Source organism: Brooklawnia cerclae, from assembly GCF_011758645.1.
In the GTDB taxonomy this organism is placed as follows: Bacteria; Actinomycetota; Actinomycetes; order Propionibacteriales; family Propionibacteriaceae; genus Brooklawnia; species Brooklawnia cerclae.
In genome coordinates this window covers 114950-131164 of the sequence record NZ_JAAMOZ010000003.1, presented here as the reverse complement: position 1 = coordinate 131164, position 16215 = coordinate 114950, and the positions used below count along the sequence as shown (strand labels likewise).

At 68.5% G+C, this 16215-nt stretch carries 15 protein-coding genes; 2 read left to right on the top strand and 13 right to left on the bottom strand.

What is annotated here, in order from left to right; all coding sequences use genetic code 11:
• Positions 1 to 8 precede the first annotated feature (8 nt).
• From fbaA to FB473_RS15190, 3 genes are read right to left on the bottom strand one after another with little or no spacing between them, the layout of a single operon-like run.
• Positions 9 to 1031 carry a class II fructose-bisphosphate aldolase gene (gene fbaA / locus FB473_RS15200; RefSeq protein ID WP_167170705.1) on the bottom strand — a complete coding sequence of 341 codons (1023 nt, stop codon included), beginning with the start codon at positions 1029 to 1031 and terminating at the stop codon, positions 9 to 11.
• 52 nt (positions 1032 to 1083) lie between these two features.
• Positions 1084 to 1644 (bottom strand): hypothetical protein, encoded by a 561-nt coding sequence (locus tag FB473_RS15195; RefSeq protein WP_167170702.1) that lies wholly within the window; start codon positions 1642 to 1644, stop codon positions 1084 to 1086.
• A gap of 4 nt (positions 1645 to 1648) precedes the next feature.
• The gene (locus tag FB473_RS15190; RefSeq protein WP_167170698.1) at positions 1649 to 2698 is read right to left on the bottom strand and encodes a D-2-hydroxyacid dehydrogenase; all 1050 of its coding nucleotides are present in this window, start codon (positions 2696 to 2698) and stop codon (positions 1649 to 1651) included.
• A gap of 82 nt (positions 2699 to 2780) precedes the next feature.
• Here FB473_RS15190 and FB473_RS15185 point away from each other — a divergent pair, with 82 nt between their 5' ends.
• Complete coding sequence (locus tag FB473_RS15185; RefSeq protein ID WP_167170694.1) at positions 2781 to 3521, top strand: HAD family hydrolase; 741 nt, start codon at positions 2781 to 2783, stop codon at positions 3519 to 3521.
• Positions 3522 to 3527: 6 nt separating this feature from the next.
• Here FB473_RS15185 and FB473_RS15180 read toward each other — a convergent pair whose 3' ends face one another.
• Positions 3528 to 4976, bottom strand: a complete 1449-nt coding sequence (locus FB473_RS15180) for an MATE family efflux transporter (protein ID WP_208390845.1) — start codon at positions 4974 to 4976, stop codon at positions 3528 to 3530.
• A gap of 170 nt (positions 4977 to 5146) precedes the next feature.
• Between FB473_RS15180 and FB473_RS15175 the strand changes: the two genes are divergently transcribed.
• Entirely contained in the window at positions 5147 to 6475 is a 1329-nt protein-coding gene (locus tag FB473_RS15175) for an MATE family efflux transporter (RefSeq protein WP_208390844.1), read from the top strand.
• Between the two features lie 220 nt (positions 6476 to 6695).
• On the opposite strand, the gene FB473_RS15170 is transcribed toward FB473_RS15175, so the two are convergent.
• From FB473_RS15170 to FB473_RS15130, 9 genes are all read right to left on the bottom strand, one after another.
• Positions 6696 to 7319: a TrmH family RNA methyltransferase gene (locus FB473_RS15170; RefSeq protein ID WP_341770152.1), complete on the bottom strand. Its 624-nt coding sequence runs from the start codon at positions 7317 to 7319 to the stop codon at positions 6696 to 6698.
• A 77-nt stretch (positions 7320 to 7396) separates the two neighbouring features.
• A complete protein-coding gene (gene pyrE / locus FB473_RS15165) occupies positions 7397 to 7936 on the bottom strand; it encodes an orotate phosphoribosyltransferase (RefSeq protein ID WP_167170682.1) in 540 nt (179 codons plus the stop codon).
• A 46-nt stretch (positions 7937 to 7982) separates the two neighbouring features.
• On the bottom strand, positions 7983 to 9173 hold the full coding sequence (locus FB473_RS15160; RefSeq protein WP_167170679.1) for a sortase: 1191 nt from the start codon (positions 9171 to 9173) through the stop codon (positions 7983 to 7985).
• A 9-nt stretch (positions 9174 to 9182) separates the two neighbouring features.
• Positions 9183 to 10697: a S10 family peptidase gene (locus tag FB473_RS15155; protein WP_243864032.1), complete on the bottom strand. Its 1515-nt coding sequence runs from the start codon at positions 10695 to 10697 to the stop codon at positions 9183 to 9185.
• Positions 10698 to 10722: 25 nt separating this feature from the next.
• Positions 10723 to 11490, bottom strand: a complete 768-nt coding sequence (locus FB473_RS15150) for an alpha/beta hydrolase family protein (protein WP_167170676.1) — start codon at positions 11488 to 11490, stop codon at positions 10723 to 10725.
• Positions 11491 to 11574: 84 nt separating this feature from the next.
• Positions 11575 to 12606, bottom strand: coding sequence for an ABC transporter permease (locus FB473_RS15145; RefSeq protein ID WP_167170672.1), 1032 nt, complete (start codon positions 12604 to 12606; stop codon positions 11575 to 11577).
• A complete protein-coding gene (locus tag FB473_RS15140; protein WP_167170669.1) occupies positions 12606 to 13616 on the bottom strand; it encodes an ABC transporter permease in 1011 nt (336 codons plus the stop codon). Before FB473_RS15140 ends, FB473_RS15145 begins: the two co-directional genes overlap by 1 nt.
• Positions 13613 to 15169: a sugar ABC transporter ATP-binding protein gene (locus FB473_RS15135; RefSeq protein ID WP_167170664.1), complete on the bottom strand. Its 1557-nt coding sequence runs from the start codon at positions 15167 to 15169 to the stop codon at positions 13613 to 13615. Before FB473_RS15135 ends, FB473_RS15140 begins: the two co-directional genes overlap by 4 nt.
• The gene (locus FB473_RS15130; RefSeq protein WP_167170661.1) at positions 15147 to 16193 is read right to left on the bottom strand and encodes an autoinducer 2 ABC transporter substrate-binding protein; all 1047 of its coding nucleotides are present in this window, start codon (positions 16191 to 16193) and stop codon (positions 15147 to 15149) included. Before FB473_RS15130 ends, FB473_RS15135 begins: the two co-directional genes overlap by 23 nt.
• Positions 16194 to 16215 lie beyond the last annotated feature (22 nt).

The window sequence follows — 16215 nt, the reverse complement described above, 5'->3', positions numbered from 1 at the left end:
GCGATACGTCAGGCGGTATGAGTGCCGGCGGAGCGAAGCTGCTGGCAGGCCTCCACCACGCGGGCGGCCAGACCGGACTCGGCAGCCCGGCCCCATGCGCGCGGGTCGTACTGCTTCTTGTTGCCGACCTCGCCGTCCACCTTGAGGACACCGTCGTAGTTGCGCAGCACATGATCGGCGACCGGACGGGTGAAGGCGTACTGGGTGTCGGTGTCGATGTTCATCTTCACCACGCCGTAATCGACGGCGTCGCTGATCTCCTGGGGCAGGGAGCCCGAGCCACCGTGAAACACCAGGAAGAACGGCTTCTCCTTGCCGTACTTGGCGGCAACGGCATCCTGGGCCTCCTTGAGCACCTCGGGACGCAGCTTGACCGCTCCGGGCTTGTAGACGCCGTGCACGTTGCCGAAGGTCAGCGCGGTGATGTAGGTGCCCTTCTCGCCGAGGCCGAGCTTCTCGACGGTCGCCAGCGCGTCGGCGGGCGTCGTGTAGAGCTTCTCGTTGATCTCGGCGGAAACGCCGTCCTCCTCGCCGCCGACGACCCCGACCTCGATCTCGAGGATGATGCCGACCTTGCTCGTCCGCTCCAGCAGCTCAGCGGCGATGTCGAGGTTCTCGGGCAGGGGCACCGCCGAGCCGTCCCACATGTGCGAGTTGAAGATCGGGGGCAGTCCCTTGGCGACACGCTCCTCGCTCAGGGTGATCAGGGGGCGCACGTAGCCGTCCAGCTTGTTCTTCGGGCAGTGGTCGGTGTGGAGGCCGATGTTGATCGAGTAGCTCTTGGCGACCTCGCGGGCGTAGTCCGCCAGCGCCACGGCTCCGGTCACCATGTTCTTGACCTTCTGGCCGGACGCGTACTCCGCGCCGCCGGTCGAGATCTGGATGATGCCGTCCGACCCGGCGTCCGCGAAGCCCTGCAGGGCCGCGTTGAGGGTCTGGGAAGAGGTGATGTTGATGGCCGGGTAGGCGAATTTGCCGGCCTTGGCCTTCTCGAACATCTCCGCGTAGACCTCTGGGGTTGCAATGGGCATGTCCACTTCCTTCTGTCAGTTGTTGCAAAAATCCCGCGCACGCGCAGGCGTGTCACCAAACATCATCCACCGCCGACAAGTCGAGCCCGAAACGCCCTCGGGAGTACGCCCGCAGGGCGGAGTCGATCGCGCTGGGCGGGACGTCGAGCACGATCATCGGGACGGACCAGGAGCGTTCCGATCCCCACCGGAACTCGAGTCGAGGCCCGGGGTTGATCGACTTGTTGCGTCCGGTGACGACCGACACGTCCGGCCATCCGATGCGTTCCCCCTCGGGCACGGTCGACAGCACGATCCCGAGGCTGTCCACCTGAAAAGCCGGGCCCAGCGGCACCTGGCTCGTGGTCTTGCGGGCCCACTTGAGCTGGACGAACAGCTTTATCACCTGCGCCAGCGAGTAGGCCACCGCCCCGACGAGCAGCCAGAAGAACAGCGTCGCCGGGCCGGGCCGGTAGAAGAACCACAGGACACCGCTGAAGACGGCACTGATCACCAGGGAGATGGTCCGCCGGTTCAAGGTGCTGCGGAACCGGGCGGCTCGCTGCGCGATCGCCACCGGCGAATAGCTGACGAGCATTCCCCCCGACGTCGGAGCCACCGGCTGGTCTGTCATGGTGTCAGTAGAAGAGCTTGGTGTCGACCACATTGCGTAGTCTGCCACCATCCAGGAAGGCCTTCACGTTCTCGATGAACAGATCCGCGATCCGCGAGTCCTCCTTGTCGGAGTTGGCAGCGGTGTGAGGAGAGATGATCACGTTCGGCAGGTCCCACAACGGGGACTCGGTCGGCAGCGGCTCCACCGCGGTGACATCGAGTGCCGCGAAGCTCAGCTGCCCCGACTGCAGGAACTCGATCATGGCCGGCTCGTCGACACAGATCCCTCGTCCGACGCTGGCGAGGATCGCTCCAGGCTTGAGCGCCTGCAACGCCTCACGGCTGATGAGGCCCTCGGTGCCCACCGCCCCCGGCAGCGCGTTGACGATGGCGTCCGCGCCCTGGCAAGCCTCGACGATGTCGCCCGACAGGTAGAGCTTCGACAGATGCTCGACCGGCTTGTCGCTGCGGTTGACGCCGACGACGGTGGCGCCGAGTTCGGCGAACCGACGGACGCATTCGCGGCCGATCGCGCCCAGACCGACGACGACCACAGTCATGTCGGAGACCGCGCGCATCGCCCAACGCGAGGTCGGCCAGTGGTGTCGTCCCTTGTTCTCGAGCAGCAACGGCAGATCCTTGGCGCCGGCGAGCACCCCGAACAGGGCCCACTCGGCAAGTGTCCCCGCGTGCACCCCGGCCGAGGTGGTGAAGATCACGCGCTTCAACTCCTCGTCGGTGAGGTTCGCGGCCCGCACCTGGGAGCCACCCCCCGCAGCCATGGTCTGTACCCATGCGAGCCGGGGATTCGCCCGCACGGTGCGCGCCAACGAGGCCGCCTTCGTGTCGGGGATCCCGTACAGCACATCGGCACTGTCGACGAGCGCCTCGAAACGCTCCTCCTGCTCGGGCGTCCGGCTGAATGCCGGGTCGCCCTCGTGATCGCTCGGCCACCGCATCGGGGGAAGCAGATCGGGTTCGATGACAACATCGATTCGCGGGTCCGAATGCGCAATCCGCTCGACATACTCGTTGGCGAGGGGCTTCGCGACGACGACGCGCAACTTCTCCATATCTCAGAGCCTTCCAGTCGTGTGGTTGCCATTCAATCAGGTCGATGAGGCAGTTCAATCCCCCCTCGGGCAAACTGGACGCATGACCGACGCTCCCCAGCCCATCGCATCCCCTCACGGTCTGCGGAACGGCTCCGCGTCGCCGACCACCGCCGCGGACGGTTCGCTGCCCTTCGACGCCCTGATCTTCGACATGGACGGCACCCTCACCGACTCGGAGCATTGGTGGGACGAGATACGCAGAGGCCTGGCGGCCCACGACGGGCGTCCCTGGCCACCAACCGCGACCGTCGACATGATGGGCTTGTCGACGCGGGAATGGGCCACCTATCTCGTCGAGAAGGTGGGCGTCCACGGCACCTGGCAGGACGCCGCCGAGCGCACCATCCGGGGCATGATCGACCGCTACCACTCGGGCGTGCCGCTGCTTCACGGGGCTGACGCGGCCGTCCGGCGTATGGCCGCGCTGCTGCCGATCGGGATCTGTTCGTCGTCCCCGCGACGCCTGATCGACGCCGTGGCCGCCGACACGGGTTGGGAGACCCTGCTCTCGGTGCAACTGTCGACCGAGGAGGTCGCCCGGGGCAAACCGCACCCCGACGGATACCTCAGGGCTGCCGAACTGCTGGGCGCCGACCCGGCCCGTTGCGTCGTGGTGGAGGACTCGTCCAACGGCCTGACCTCGGCCCTGGCCGCGGGAATGGCCGTGGTGGCCGTGCCACCGCACTTCCACCCGCCAGCGGCCGACGTGCTCGCACGCTGTGATCTCGTCATCGACAACCTGGACGAGCTCACCGCCGACGCACTGGCCGCGACGCGCTGAACCGGCTCAGGCGACCGCCTTGTTCTCCCAGCGGTGGCCCCGGAACCGCAGGTCGAACGCGATCGCGCGCAGCACCCACTCGGCGACCATGACGGCCCACACGCCGACGACCCCGTACCCGAGATGGACGCCGACATACCAGATGCCCGCGACCCGCAACAGCATCGACACCGACGCGATCACCGTGGTGTAGACGGCGTCCCCGGCGGCGCGCAGGCCACTGGGCGTCATGAACGACATCGACCACACACACAACAACCGGGCCAGGGCGACGAGCCCGAAGATCATCAGCACGTCCGACCGAGCGCGCGCCGGGGTGTTGAAGAGATCGAGCAACCAGTCGAAACCGGCGAGCATGACCCCCGACACGATCACCGCGACCGCCGACGAGGAGATGACGAAGGAACGGACCAGGCGGCGCGCATCATCGGGCCGGCCGGCGCCGATCGCCTGGCCGACGATGGGCACCAGCGCCAGGCACATCGCCTGCCCGACGACGTCGCTGAGCCCGACCAGCGAGTTCGCAACGGCGTTCGCCGTTATCTGCACGGTTCCCATGCCGACGACGAACATCTGGATGAGCACCTTGCCACCGTTGAAGAAGACCTGCTCGGCCACGAACGGCAGGCCCAGCATGACGGCCTGACGCACTCGGGTCGCGTCGATCGGCCACACGAGCCGTCCACCGGTTCCGAGCACCCGGTCGTGACGCACCAGCCACAGGGCCAGGGCCGCGGTGGGATAGCGGGTGGCCACGACGGCGATCGCCAGCCCCATCACGCCGAGGTCGAACGTGCGGACGAGGACGACCGCCAGGGCGAGGAAACCCCCGCTCATGGCGACGGTCAGGTAGAGGGCGGGGGCCGTCCGGGCGACACCACGCAGGGACGCCGAAGCCGCCTCGACGATCGCCTGGGCCGGGTAGCCGAGTGCGAGCGCGAACAGGTACATGCGGCCGAGCGCGACGGCCTGATCGCCCGCCGGCCCCAGCAGACCGTTGGCAACCGCATCGGAGGCCACGAGCAGCGCCACACCGACGACCAGCGCGGGCACCGCGGTCACCCACAGTGTGGCGCCCGCCGAACGCTGCGCCGCGGTGCGGCTGCCCCGCCCCATGTTCTGCGCGACGACGATCGAGCCCGCTGTCGCCAAGGCGATCAGGATCTGGACGACGAAGATGTTGACGTATTCCACGGTGCTCACAGCGCTGACCGCCACAGGACCGGCGTTCGCGACGACCATGGGTGTCAGGGAGGTGAACCCGATGGTGAATGCCTGGCTGACGATGACGGGCAGGAGCAGGGCACCGACCGCGCGATGACTCAGCTGCGATGTCGCGAACCAGCGCCGCAACAAGGCGTCGACGCGTCCACCGCCAGGACGGGTCGCACGGTCCACCGGATCAGGTATGGCCTCGAACGATCCGGTGTCGGCGTGCTCGTCCAGTTGTGACACCTGACAAGCCTAGAACGTTTACGGTCGTAATATTCCGCGAGTCCGTTTCCCGCGTCCGGAAACCCGGATGCCCGTTGGAGTGGCAGGCGGCCCGGCGAGAGCGGGTGAGGACGCGTCCGGGCTTCTCCCAGGCTTCTCACCCGACCCGCGGATGCAGGTATCGTCGCCACGTGCCCTCACGAGATCCCCAGTTGCGCGCGATCGACCACGACATCCGGGGCCTCGCCGTACCCGCGCTGGGTGCGCTCATGGCCGAGCCCCTGTTCCTGCTGGCCGATTCGGCGATGGTCGGCCACCTCGGCAGCACGCAGCTCGCCGGGCTCGCCGTCGCCTCGACGCTGCTGCAGACCGCGGTCGGCCTCATGATCTTCCTCGCCTACGCGACGACACCGAGCGTCGCCCGGAGGGTCGGGGCCGGAGACCGAACCGGGGCCCTGACGGCCGGCGCGAGCGGCATGTGGCTCGCGCTGCTCATCGGAGTGGTGCTGTCACTGGCGGCGTTGCCGGCCGCGCGTCCCATCATCGGCTGGTTCTCCTCGGACGCCGGGGTCGCCGCCGAGGCCGCCACCTATCTGCGCGTCTCGCTGGCCGGCATCCCCGCGATGCTGCTCGTCCTGGCCGGTACGGGAGTGCTGCGCGGCCTCCAGGACACCCGCACCACGCTGGTCGTCTCAGGAGCGGGATTTCTCGCCAACATCGCGCTCAACGCCATACTCATCTACGGGTTGCGGATGGGCATCGCCGGATCGGCGCTCGGCACCGTCATCGCACAGTGGGCGATGGCCGCCGCATACGTGGCCATCGTGGTCCGGGCGGCCCGGGGCTCCGGTGCGTCGCTCATGCCCGATCCGGCGCTCATCGGCGGGGTCGCGACCTCGTCGTGGTGGCTGTTCGTTCGCACCGTCGGGCTACGTATCGGCGTCGTCGCCACCGTATGGGTCGCGGCCCGTCTCGGGCCCGCGGAGACCGCCGGATACCAAGTGCTGTCCACCGTGTTCTCGGCGTTCGCGTTCGGCCTGGATGCCCTGGCCATCGCCGCTCAAGCCCTGCTGGCCAGGGCGATCGGGGCAGGCGACCGCGAGGCCGTGACCACCACGACGCGACGGCTCATCACCTGGGGATGGCGTTGCGGAGCGGCCGGCGCGCTGGTGATCGCCGCCGCCTCGCCCGTGCTGGGACGCGTGTTCACCTCCGACCCGACCGTGCTCGGGCCACTGCCATGGACGTTCCTGCTCATGGCCTCAGGGCTTCCGCTCGCCGGATACGTGTTCGTCCTCGACGGCATCCTCATCGCCGCGGAGGACTACCCCTACCTCGCCATCGCGAGCGTCGCCACGATCGCCGTGTTGCTGCCCGTCCTGCTGGGTGTCGCGGCAACGGGCACGACAGGGGTCGCGGGCATGTTGCTCATCTGGGCGTCCTATGGCTTCGTGTTCATCGGCATGCGGGCCGTCATGCTCACGCTGCGCATCCGCGGGACCACCTGGCTGCGAGCGTAACCCCGGCCTCTTGAGCGAGGTCTGCTCGTCCCGGCGTGACCACGTTCCTTCAATTCTTCGCCGTCAGCCGACCGAATCGCTCCGACTACGTGTGATGCAGCACGAACCGAGCGACCGCACAAGTTTGAAGGAACTCAGTCACGGGCGGTCGGGCTGAACACGCCACAGCTGGGGTCCGAGGGAGCGGGATCGGGCACGAAACGAGGCGGAACCGACGGGATCAGCCCTCGTGCGGCACGTGCTGAACCATCCAGTGGTGCATCGCGATGGCCGCCGCGGCCCCGGCATTGAGCGAGCGCGTCGACCCGTACTGGCTTATCGCCACCAGGGATTCGCACTCGGCGACCATGGCTTCGGTGAGCCCGGGGCCCTCCGACCCGAACACCAGGCAGCACGCCTCGGGCAGGACGAAAGTCTCGAGGGGCCGCGAACCCGGCAGGTTGTCTACGCCGACCAGGACGAGGCCCTCCGCCCGGCAGTGATCGGCCAGTGCCCGTTCGTCGGGCTGGTGGACGACATCGAGGTAGCGATCGGTCACCATGGCTCCGCGGCGGTTCCAGCGGCGACGTCCGACGATGTGCACGGTCTCCACGTCGAAGGCGTTGGCCGTCCGGATGATCGACCCGATGTTGAAGTCGTGCTGCCAGTTCTGGATGGCCACCTGCAACCGTGCCGGACGCCATGCCCCCCGCCGCGCTGCCAGGTCGGCGCGGATCGCGTCCATCGTCCAGTACCGATATCCGTCGACCACGTTGCGGCGATCGCCGGCGGCGAGCAACTCGGGGTCGAGGCGCGGGTCGGTCGGCCAGGGCAGAGGGTGCGGGCCCACGCCGACATCGGGCACGGTGGGGTCGTGGGGGTCGTTGTCATCCCCGTGGAGCTGCGGCTCGTCCTTCGTCACGCCGGGGTCGTCGTCCCGGCTCACAGCCGTAGGTCATCCAAACCGAACGCGTAGCGGTAGGGCATTCCGGCCGCCTCGATCGCTTCGGCGGCACCGGTGGCACGATCGACGATGCCGGCCACGCCGACGACCTCGGCCCCCACCGCGCGCAGCGCCTCGGCGGCCGTGAGCGCCGACCCGCCAGTGGTCGAGGTGTCCTCCAGCACGAGCACCCGGCGGCCGACGACGTTCGGGCCCTCGATCCGCTTGTTGAGGCCGTGGGCCTTGGTCTCCTTGCGCACGACGAACGCGTCCAACCGCTCCCCCGCGGCTGAGGCAGCATGCAGCATCGCTGTGGCGACCGGGTCCGCACCCATCGTCAGCCCACCGACGGCGACGAAGTCCCAATCGGCGACCAGCTCGCGCATGACACGCCCGACAAGAGGGGAGGCCACACCGTCGAGGGTGATACGCCGCATGTCGATGTAGTAGTCGGCCTCTTTACCGGACGCCAGCGTCACGCGGCCACGCACGATGGCCAGGTCGTTGATCAGGTCCAGCAGCTGCTTGCGATCGCTCATAGGATCCGAGCCTAGCGGCCGCGTCCTTCCGACCGCTCCTCGTGGTCTATGAACGGGGCTGGGCCTCGTCGAGGCGCGCGAAGCCGACCGAGCGGTCGCTCGTGGGCAGCAGGTCCTGGCTGGTGACCAGGGTGACCATGGACGCAGTGGGCAGCCGCCCTGGGTCGCCGGGCACCGCATCCATCACCCAGTCGTCGTGGTCGCCGACGGTGAGATCGCGCGGCGCGACCTCGATCACGTAGGTGAGCACCTGATCACAGGTCTCGATCTGCACGCGATCACCGGCGTCGAGGTCGAGCAAGTGGCGGAACGGTTCACCGTGGGCGAGCCGATAACCCGCCACGACCGTGTTGCCCACCTCGCCGGGTTCGGCCGTCGAGGGATACCAGGCGACTCCTGCCGACAGCGCGTCGTCATCGGATCCGGTGACGATCGGCCAGGACTCCCCATCGAGGTCGGGCAGGCTGAGGACGCCCACGACCTGCGCGTCCCCACCACTGTCGCAGGACGCGAAGTAGTCGTCGATCAGGTGATTCGCGGTGTTCCTGGCCAGCTGATTCGTGCCGACGAGCAACCAGGCGGCCCAGGCACCGGCCGCGAGCACGACCACGAGCAGGACGATCCATGCCGTTCGCAATGCGCGCCGCGCGCCTCTCCCGGAAGCCGGTGGCCGCTCGTCGGCGAGGAGGTCGGACATCGCGGTCGCCTCGTCATCCACCTCCCGTGACGGCGGCGTGACAGGCGCCGACAAGACGGCCGCGACCGGTGCCGGCCTCGTCTCGGGGACGACGGTCACAGGCTCGTGGATCACGGCCGCCGGCGACTCGGCAGCGGGCTCACCCGTCGGGGATGCCGCCGCCTCGACGACCTCCTCGTCGATCGTGGCAGTCACGGCGGCGTCCTCGGTCACCCGGGGCAATGCCACCTCCGTGACATCGTCGTCCACCTCGACCGGGGGCTCCTCGACCGGGGATTTCTCGGCCGGTGGCGCCGCCACGATCTCGTACGGGTCGGCTGCGGAGTTCGGCGCCACCACAGTCTCCGGCTCCCCCGCGGGACCGGGCGCCGCCACGGGATCGGGCATCACGACAGGTGCGTCGAAGGGGCCGACGACGGCCGGGAGTACCTGGGTGGGCGGGCCTTCGAGCTCCGCGTTCCAGCCTTCCACCCGATCAGGCGTCGGGGCGTCCGCTTGCGGCTCCCCCGGTTCGCCTGCCTCCTGCTCGGACGACAACACCCGCCAGTCCTATCGCGGCCCGGATGCCGAACGGGCGAAGCGCCCGGAGGCGGACCGGATGAAGGCACACTGCTCGTCCGCCTCGCGCTCCCGGGAGGGGCCGTGCAGGTAGGGCATGTGCCCCGTCTCGAACCAGGCGTGCTCGATCCGGTCGAAGGCCTCGTCCGGCAGGTGAAGGTGGTCAACCATGTCGCGGGCGGCACAGTACGGTGTCGCGAGATCGTAGTAGCCGTACTCGATCCGCACGCGGCAGGCGGCGTTGGCCCGCATGACGCGTTCCAGCTTGTCGGCCACGTTCACCGGCCGACCCTCGAACTCCTTGTAGCTCCAGTCCTTCCACAGCTCGGCGGCCACCTGGTAGTTCATCTCCTCGGTGCTGCCCAGTTCCGAACGCAGATAGTGGTGCAGTGCCGCAGTGAAGGGGCCGAGCGTCTGATCGCTGCTCGGATCGGTGTCCATCGCTTCTTCCGTGGCCGACCGGGCCGGGCCGGTGAACCGGCCGTCGATGCGCCCGACGATCAGCCCCTGGTCGCGCAACAGTTCCTCACAGAACCGCGCATGCTCGATCCGCAGGTTCGTGCGCTCGACATATGCCTCGTCCAGCCCCGTCAGCGCCGCGAGCTTCGCCACGACGGCCTTGCGCTCGTCCGCGGGAAGCCTGCGCCCCTTGGCCAGCGCCAGGCGGTAGGGCTCATCGGCGAACGCCTCGGCCTCCGCGCGCACCTCTCCCAGGCTTCGGTAGGGATGCTTGCCGTGGTACCAGGCGATCGAGGCATAGGTCGGCAGGAAGTTGACGCAGGCCTCGTCCCAACGGGGGTTGTCGAAATCCTGTGACCCGAAGTCCACGACGCTCGACAGCAGGATGATGCCGTTGAGGTAGCAGCCGAAGTCGTCCTGCAGTTTCTGTGCCACCGAGACCGCGCGCACCGTGCCATAGCTCTCGCCGAGCAGGAACTTGGGGCTCATCCAGCGGTCCTCGCGCGTGATCCACAGGCGGATGAGTTCACTGAACTGCGCCACGTCAGCTTTCCACCCGTGCCAGTCCTTGGCCTTGCGCCCCTCGACCACGCGGCTGTAGCCCGTGCTCATCGCGTCTATCACGACCAGATCGGTGTCGCGCAGCAGGGTGTGCGGGTTGTCGGCCAGCCGGTACGGCGGCGGCACGAGGGCACCGACGTCGCCCACGTCGACGATCCTCGGGCCGACGAGCCCCAGGTGCAGCCACAGGGAGGCCGATCCCGGCCCGCCGTTGAAACAGAACGTGATCGGGCGGGTCGCCACATCGGCGTCGTCCAGCGTGTAGGCGGTGACGCCGAGCTGGGCCCGCTGGGCGAGCCCGCCGAACACGCCGTCGGTCGACTCCTCCTCGCCCACGACGACGCGTCCGGTGCGCGCGGTATACGAAAGCGTCCCATCGGTCGTCTCGATCGTGTGACGCGTGGTCACGAGCGAGTCCTCGACATCCTTGCGCTGCGGCTCGGAGACCGTCTGGACAACCAGCGGGGTCGACTGTGTCGCGTTCATGTCCCAACCCTAGCGCCGGGCACTGTCACGAGCCCCATAGCACCTTCTCGGGCCAGCCGAGAGCGGCGTCCGCGACACGGGCGGAGCCCGATCGGGGGGCCGCGATCCCGTCGAGCCAGGCGTCGACCTGGCGCCACAGCGGGTGCGTCGGGTCGATGACGTCGAAGTGGTCGGCGCCGTGATCGACGACCAGGTCGATCGGGGCCTTCCGATGGGCGTTCAGGTAGTCAAGTGTGTGTGTCAGCGGCACACGGTCGTCCGGCGCCCCGTGGACGAGCAGGGTGGGCACGCGCGGTGGGGGGCAGTGCAATGGGGACGACTCCCGATAGGCCCTCGGCGCCTCCCGCGGGGGCACACCGAAGTAGCCGAGCGTGGCATCGTCCCCCAGTGCCTCGTCGTGCACACGAGCGGTGTCGGTGACAGGTGCCAGCCCGACGACGGCGTCCAGCAGGTCGGCTGCCAACAGCACGAGTTCCCCACCGACGGAGTGGCCGACACCGATGAGCCGGGGCCCTCGTACCCACGAGCGCAACGCCGCTGTCGCGGCCCGCACGTCGTCCCGGACGATCGGCCATGCCCCCGCGACCGGGCCGCGCCGATACTCCACGTTCGCGACGTCGAACCCCCTCCCCACCAGGTGCTCGGCCAACGGCCGTAGACCGGTGAGGGTCACCGACTCGCGCCAGTACCCGCCATGGACGAGCATGACCGTCGCGCGAGGGTCGTCGACCCGAGACATCTCTACGTATTGGTCGGCCCCGGGTCCGTACTCGATGCGGCTGACACTGGCCATTGTCATCGTCCTTCCAGAAAGAACCCCGTGATGAATCTCCTTCATCCACCATGGCATTCGAAACAGACGAAAGCGGCATGTTGCTCAGGAGCCCTGCGCTCCGTCGGCGACAAGGGCCGCCGTGGCCTGCTCCCGACGCCTGCGAGCCGTGCGCCGACCCAGCCACCGCGAGAAACCGAGGATGGCGATGAGCAGGACGCCCCAGGCGAAGTCGGACGCGAAGGCCGAGCCGCTCCATCCTCCGAGCACCATGTTGAGACCGGTCTGGAGTTCCTGGGCCGCGATCGCCGCGAGCGCGACCATGCCGACGCGCCCCGAGCCACCGTAGGGGTCCATGCCGGCGATGACCGCGATGAGCAGTGCCTGCGTGAGGTAGGACGAGCCGAACGAGACGTTGGCCGCGTTCAGCCCCGCGAACAGCAGTATCCCTGCCAGCGAGGCGAACAGCCCCGAGATCATGTAGGCGATCACCTGGTCGCGCTCGACCCGCATACGGGCGAACCGTGAGACCCTGGTCGATTCCCCGATCGCGTACAGCCGGAATCCGAGCCGGGTGCGCTGCGTCACCACCATCAACGCGGCCACGGCGAGCAGGAATACCCAGAACGACAGTGGCAGCAGCGCCACCGTGCTCGTGCTGAGCGAGCCCAGCGTCCCCTGGCCGAAGACCGTGCTGCCGTTGGTGATGCCGGTGAAGATGCCCAGGAACACCGCAGAGGTTCCCAGGGTGGTCGGGATCGGATGCACCCGCAGCATCGCGATGACCAGCCCGTTGACCAGCCCGGCCAGCAGCCCGGTGCACAAGGCCGCGACGAGCCCGATCGCGGTGGCCGGGCCTGCCCCTGTCGACGGGGCCAGGGCGTTCATCACGAGCGCGGCGATCACCGCCGACCCGTTGGCCACGTTGACGCACGACAGGTCGATGCCGCCGATGAGGAAGGTGATCGCGATACACAGGGCCAGCAGACCCAGCGGCGCGATCTGCACGGCCATCGACTGCAGGTTGCCGACCGTCGGGAAGGTCTGCGGCGCGAGCGCGCTCAACAGTACGGTGAGGCCCAGCACGAGGCCGATCAGCGACCAGGTGTGGGCACGGGGGCCGAATCTCGATTGCATCAGTCCGCCACCACCACTCCACGCCTGATCCGGTTACGCCGGTCACGGATGGCGGGCATCACGACGCCGAACAGCAGGAAGACGCCGACGAACAGCTGCTGCCAGGCCGACGGGATGCCGACCAGCACCAGCGAGTTGCCCACCAGGGTGATCAGCAGGACGCCGAGCACCGTGCCCAGCACGGTTCCGCGTCCGCCGGTGACGTTGGCACCACCCAGCACGACGGCGGCGAGCACCGACATCTCGAATCCGACGAGGGTCGACGGATCGGCAGCCCGGTTCATGGACGCGTAGAAGATGCCGGCCAGACCGGCCATCGTCCCCGACAGCACGAACGCCGAGATGCGGATGCGGTCGGGCTTGACGCCCATGCGGCTCGCCGCCTCCTGGTTGTCGCCGATCGCGTACAGGTAGCGCCCCCACCAGGTGTCGCGCAGCACCACCGCCAGGCCGATCGCCAGCACGATCCAGACGAGCACCGACACGTGCAGGGACGCCAGTCGTCCACCCGACGAGACCTGGATCAGCTGGAGCTGGCCGAACTCGGCCATCTGCGCCGGCAGCTCCCGGATGCGCTCGGTGCCGACGAAGGCGAGCAGGCCCCCGCGGTAGAGGGTCAGCGTGCCGATGGTGACGATCATGGCAGGCAGCTTGAGCCAGGCCACCAGGATGCCATTGACGAGCCCGAGCACCGCCCCGATCAGGCAGCCCAGCAGTATGGCCACCAGCACGGTGCCGTGGAAGCCAACCGCATTCAACGTCACCGTGGTCACGTACATGGCGACCACAGCCGTGGCCGACACGGAGATGTCGATGCCGTTGGTGATGAGCACCGTCATGACCCCGAGCGCCATGATGCCGAGCACCACCGAGCTGCGCAGGATGCCGAAGAGATGCGCGGCCGAGAAGAAACTCGGGTTGAGAAGCCCGAACAGCACAGAGATCACCAGCAGCACGACCACGAGCAGCATCTCGCGGTGGCCGGTGAACCATTTCAGGGACGCGTTCATGCCGCTGCCCCGGTCGAGATGATGTCGATGACCTGCTCCTCGGTGAGGCCCCGGGCGTCGCGCATGGTCACCACGTGCCCCTTCACCACGAAGGCCACCTCGTCGCTGAGAGAGACGACCTCGGCGGGCTCGTCCGAGATCAGGAGGACCGCGGCCCCCTGATCGGCCACGGCCCGGATCAGGTCGTGGATGGCGGCACGCGAACCCACATCGACACCGACGGTCGGGTTGTTGAAGACGACCACGGCCGGGCCCGGCGCGAACGACCGGGCGAGCAGCACCCGCTGCTGGTTGCCCCCCGACAGGGACGACACGGGCGCCTCGACCGTCGGTGTCTTGATGGCGAGCCGGTCGCGCCACTTCTCGGCCAGCGCGAACTGCCTGGCGCCGGACAGCAGACCGATCCGGCCGCGCACCTCGTCCAGGTCGTTGGGAATGATGTTCTCGGCGATCGACCAGTCGAGGTAGAGGCCCTCGGTGAGGCGGTCATCCGGCACGTACTGCAGGTCGGGGCGGCCCCGCATGGAGGCGATCCGCCGGCCACGGAACTCCACCGTGCCGGCATCGGTGGGGATCAACCCCGCGATGGCCAGGCCTATCGAACCCTTCCCGCAGCCGACCAGGCCCGCCAGGCCGAGCACGCGTCCGGCATGCAGTTCGAGCGAGACGTCGGTGAAGGTGGTCCCCAGACCGAGGGAGTGAGTGGCCAGCACGGGCACACCGGCCTTGTCGGGGACGACGGCCCGGCGCTCGTTCACCACATGGCCGCCGGTCATCAGGAACCCGATGCGCTCCTGGTCGAACTCGTCGGCCGGGCCGGACGCGATCAGGCGGCCGTCGCGGATGACCGTCACGTGATCGGCGATCTCGACGACCTCCCGCAGCTTGTGACTGATGAAGACGAACGACACCCCGGTCGCGGCCAGCGCGCGCACCGACCGCAGCAGGCGGTCGATCTCGTCCTGGGTGAGGGCGGCGGTCGGCTCGTCCATGAGAATGATGTCGCCTTCTCCGGAGACGGCACGCGCTATCGCGACCAGCTGCCGTTCTGCGGTCGACAGGTCGCCCAGGCGGGTGTCGGGGTCGATGACCAGCCCCAGGCGGGCCAGGGATTCGGTCGCCGCCTGACGCGCACGCGCGCGCGGCACACGGCCCAGGCCTGGCCGGTCGCCCTCGAAGCCGATGTTCTCGGCGACCGTCATGTTCGGGAACAGCGCGAAGTCCTGGTAGATCACGCGGACCCCGCGGGTGAGGGCCTCCCTGGGGGTGACGCGGGGCAGCAGATCACCATCGATCCACACCTCACCCGAGTCCGGCTCGTAGGCCCCGGCGATGATCTTCGTCAGGGTGGACTTGCCCGACCCGTTCTCCCCCACCAGCGCGTGCACCTGCCCGCGCCGCAGTTCCAGATCGACCCCGTCGAGGGCCTGGACGCTGCCGAACCGTTTCGAGACGTTCACGCAGCGCACAGCCGGTGCGGCGCCCCCGGCCACGGAGGCCGGGAGCGCCCCTCCCGCGTCCTCGAACTCGTCAGAAGTCGTAGGCGTCTGCATTGTCTTTGGTGACGTTGATCCAGGCGTTGTCGCCGTAGATGACCTTCCCGTCGATGGTGATGCCGGAATAGCCGTCGGCCTCCAGCGAGATGCCCTCGGTGATCTTCTCGCCGTCGAGCAGCATCTTCGCCGCCACGTTCTGGGCGTAGGCGGCCATGCCCGGATCCCAGAACTGGATGAGGTCGATCGCGCCGCTCTCCAGCAGCGCCTTGGTGTCCTTCGGCGTCGACGTCCCGCAGACGACGATCCTGTCCTGCAGGCCGGCTTCCTCCACGGCCTGCCCGACGCCGACGACATCGGTGGACGCCGAGCCCTGGACGCCCGCCAGGTTGGGGAACGCCGTCAGGGCCTCCTGCATCTTCGCGTAGGCCTCCTGGGAGTCGTCCGAGGTCTCGATCCGGTCACCGACGCGCGTCATGTTCGGGTAGTTCGCCTTCTGATACTCCTCGGCCGCGTCGACCCACTCCATGTGGGTCGTGGAACTCAGCGAGCCGACCATCTGGACGTATTCACCCTGCTCACCCATGCGCGAGGCGAGTTCCTTCATCAGGTTGACGCCGTAGTCCTTGTTCTGGAACGCCTCGACGTCGTAGTCGGCGTTCTCGATGTTGGGCGCCTCATGGGTGATGACGACGATGCCCGCGTCCATGGCCTGTTTCAGCACCTGCTCCACCGCGTCGGGCTGGAACGGGGTCACCAGGAGCGCGGCCACCTTGGACGCGATGAGGTCCTGGAGCACCTTGACCTGGGCGTTCGCGTCGGCCTGGCTGGAGCCCTGGTAGTAGGCGTTGTTGCCGGTGTCGTCCGCATACATCTTGACGCCCTGTTCCATGCGGTTGAACCACGCGATGCCGGTGAGCTTCGGCACCGTCACCATGGCCCCGCTCCCGCCGCTCGACGCGCCCCCTGCGCTCGACGCCGAGCTGCCGGTGTCGGAGGTGGTGCCGCAGGCACCCAGTGCCCCCACCGCGGCGACGCCCGCGCCCACGTAGATGAACTGGCGTCGGCTGAACTGAATGGACATGTGCTGCTTCCTTCCCGAAGAT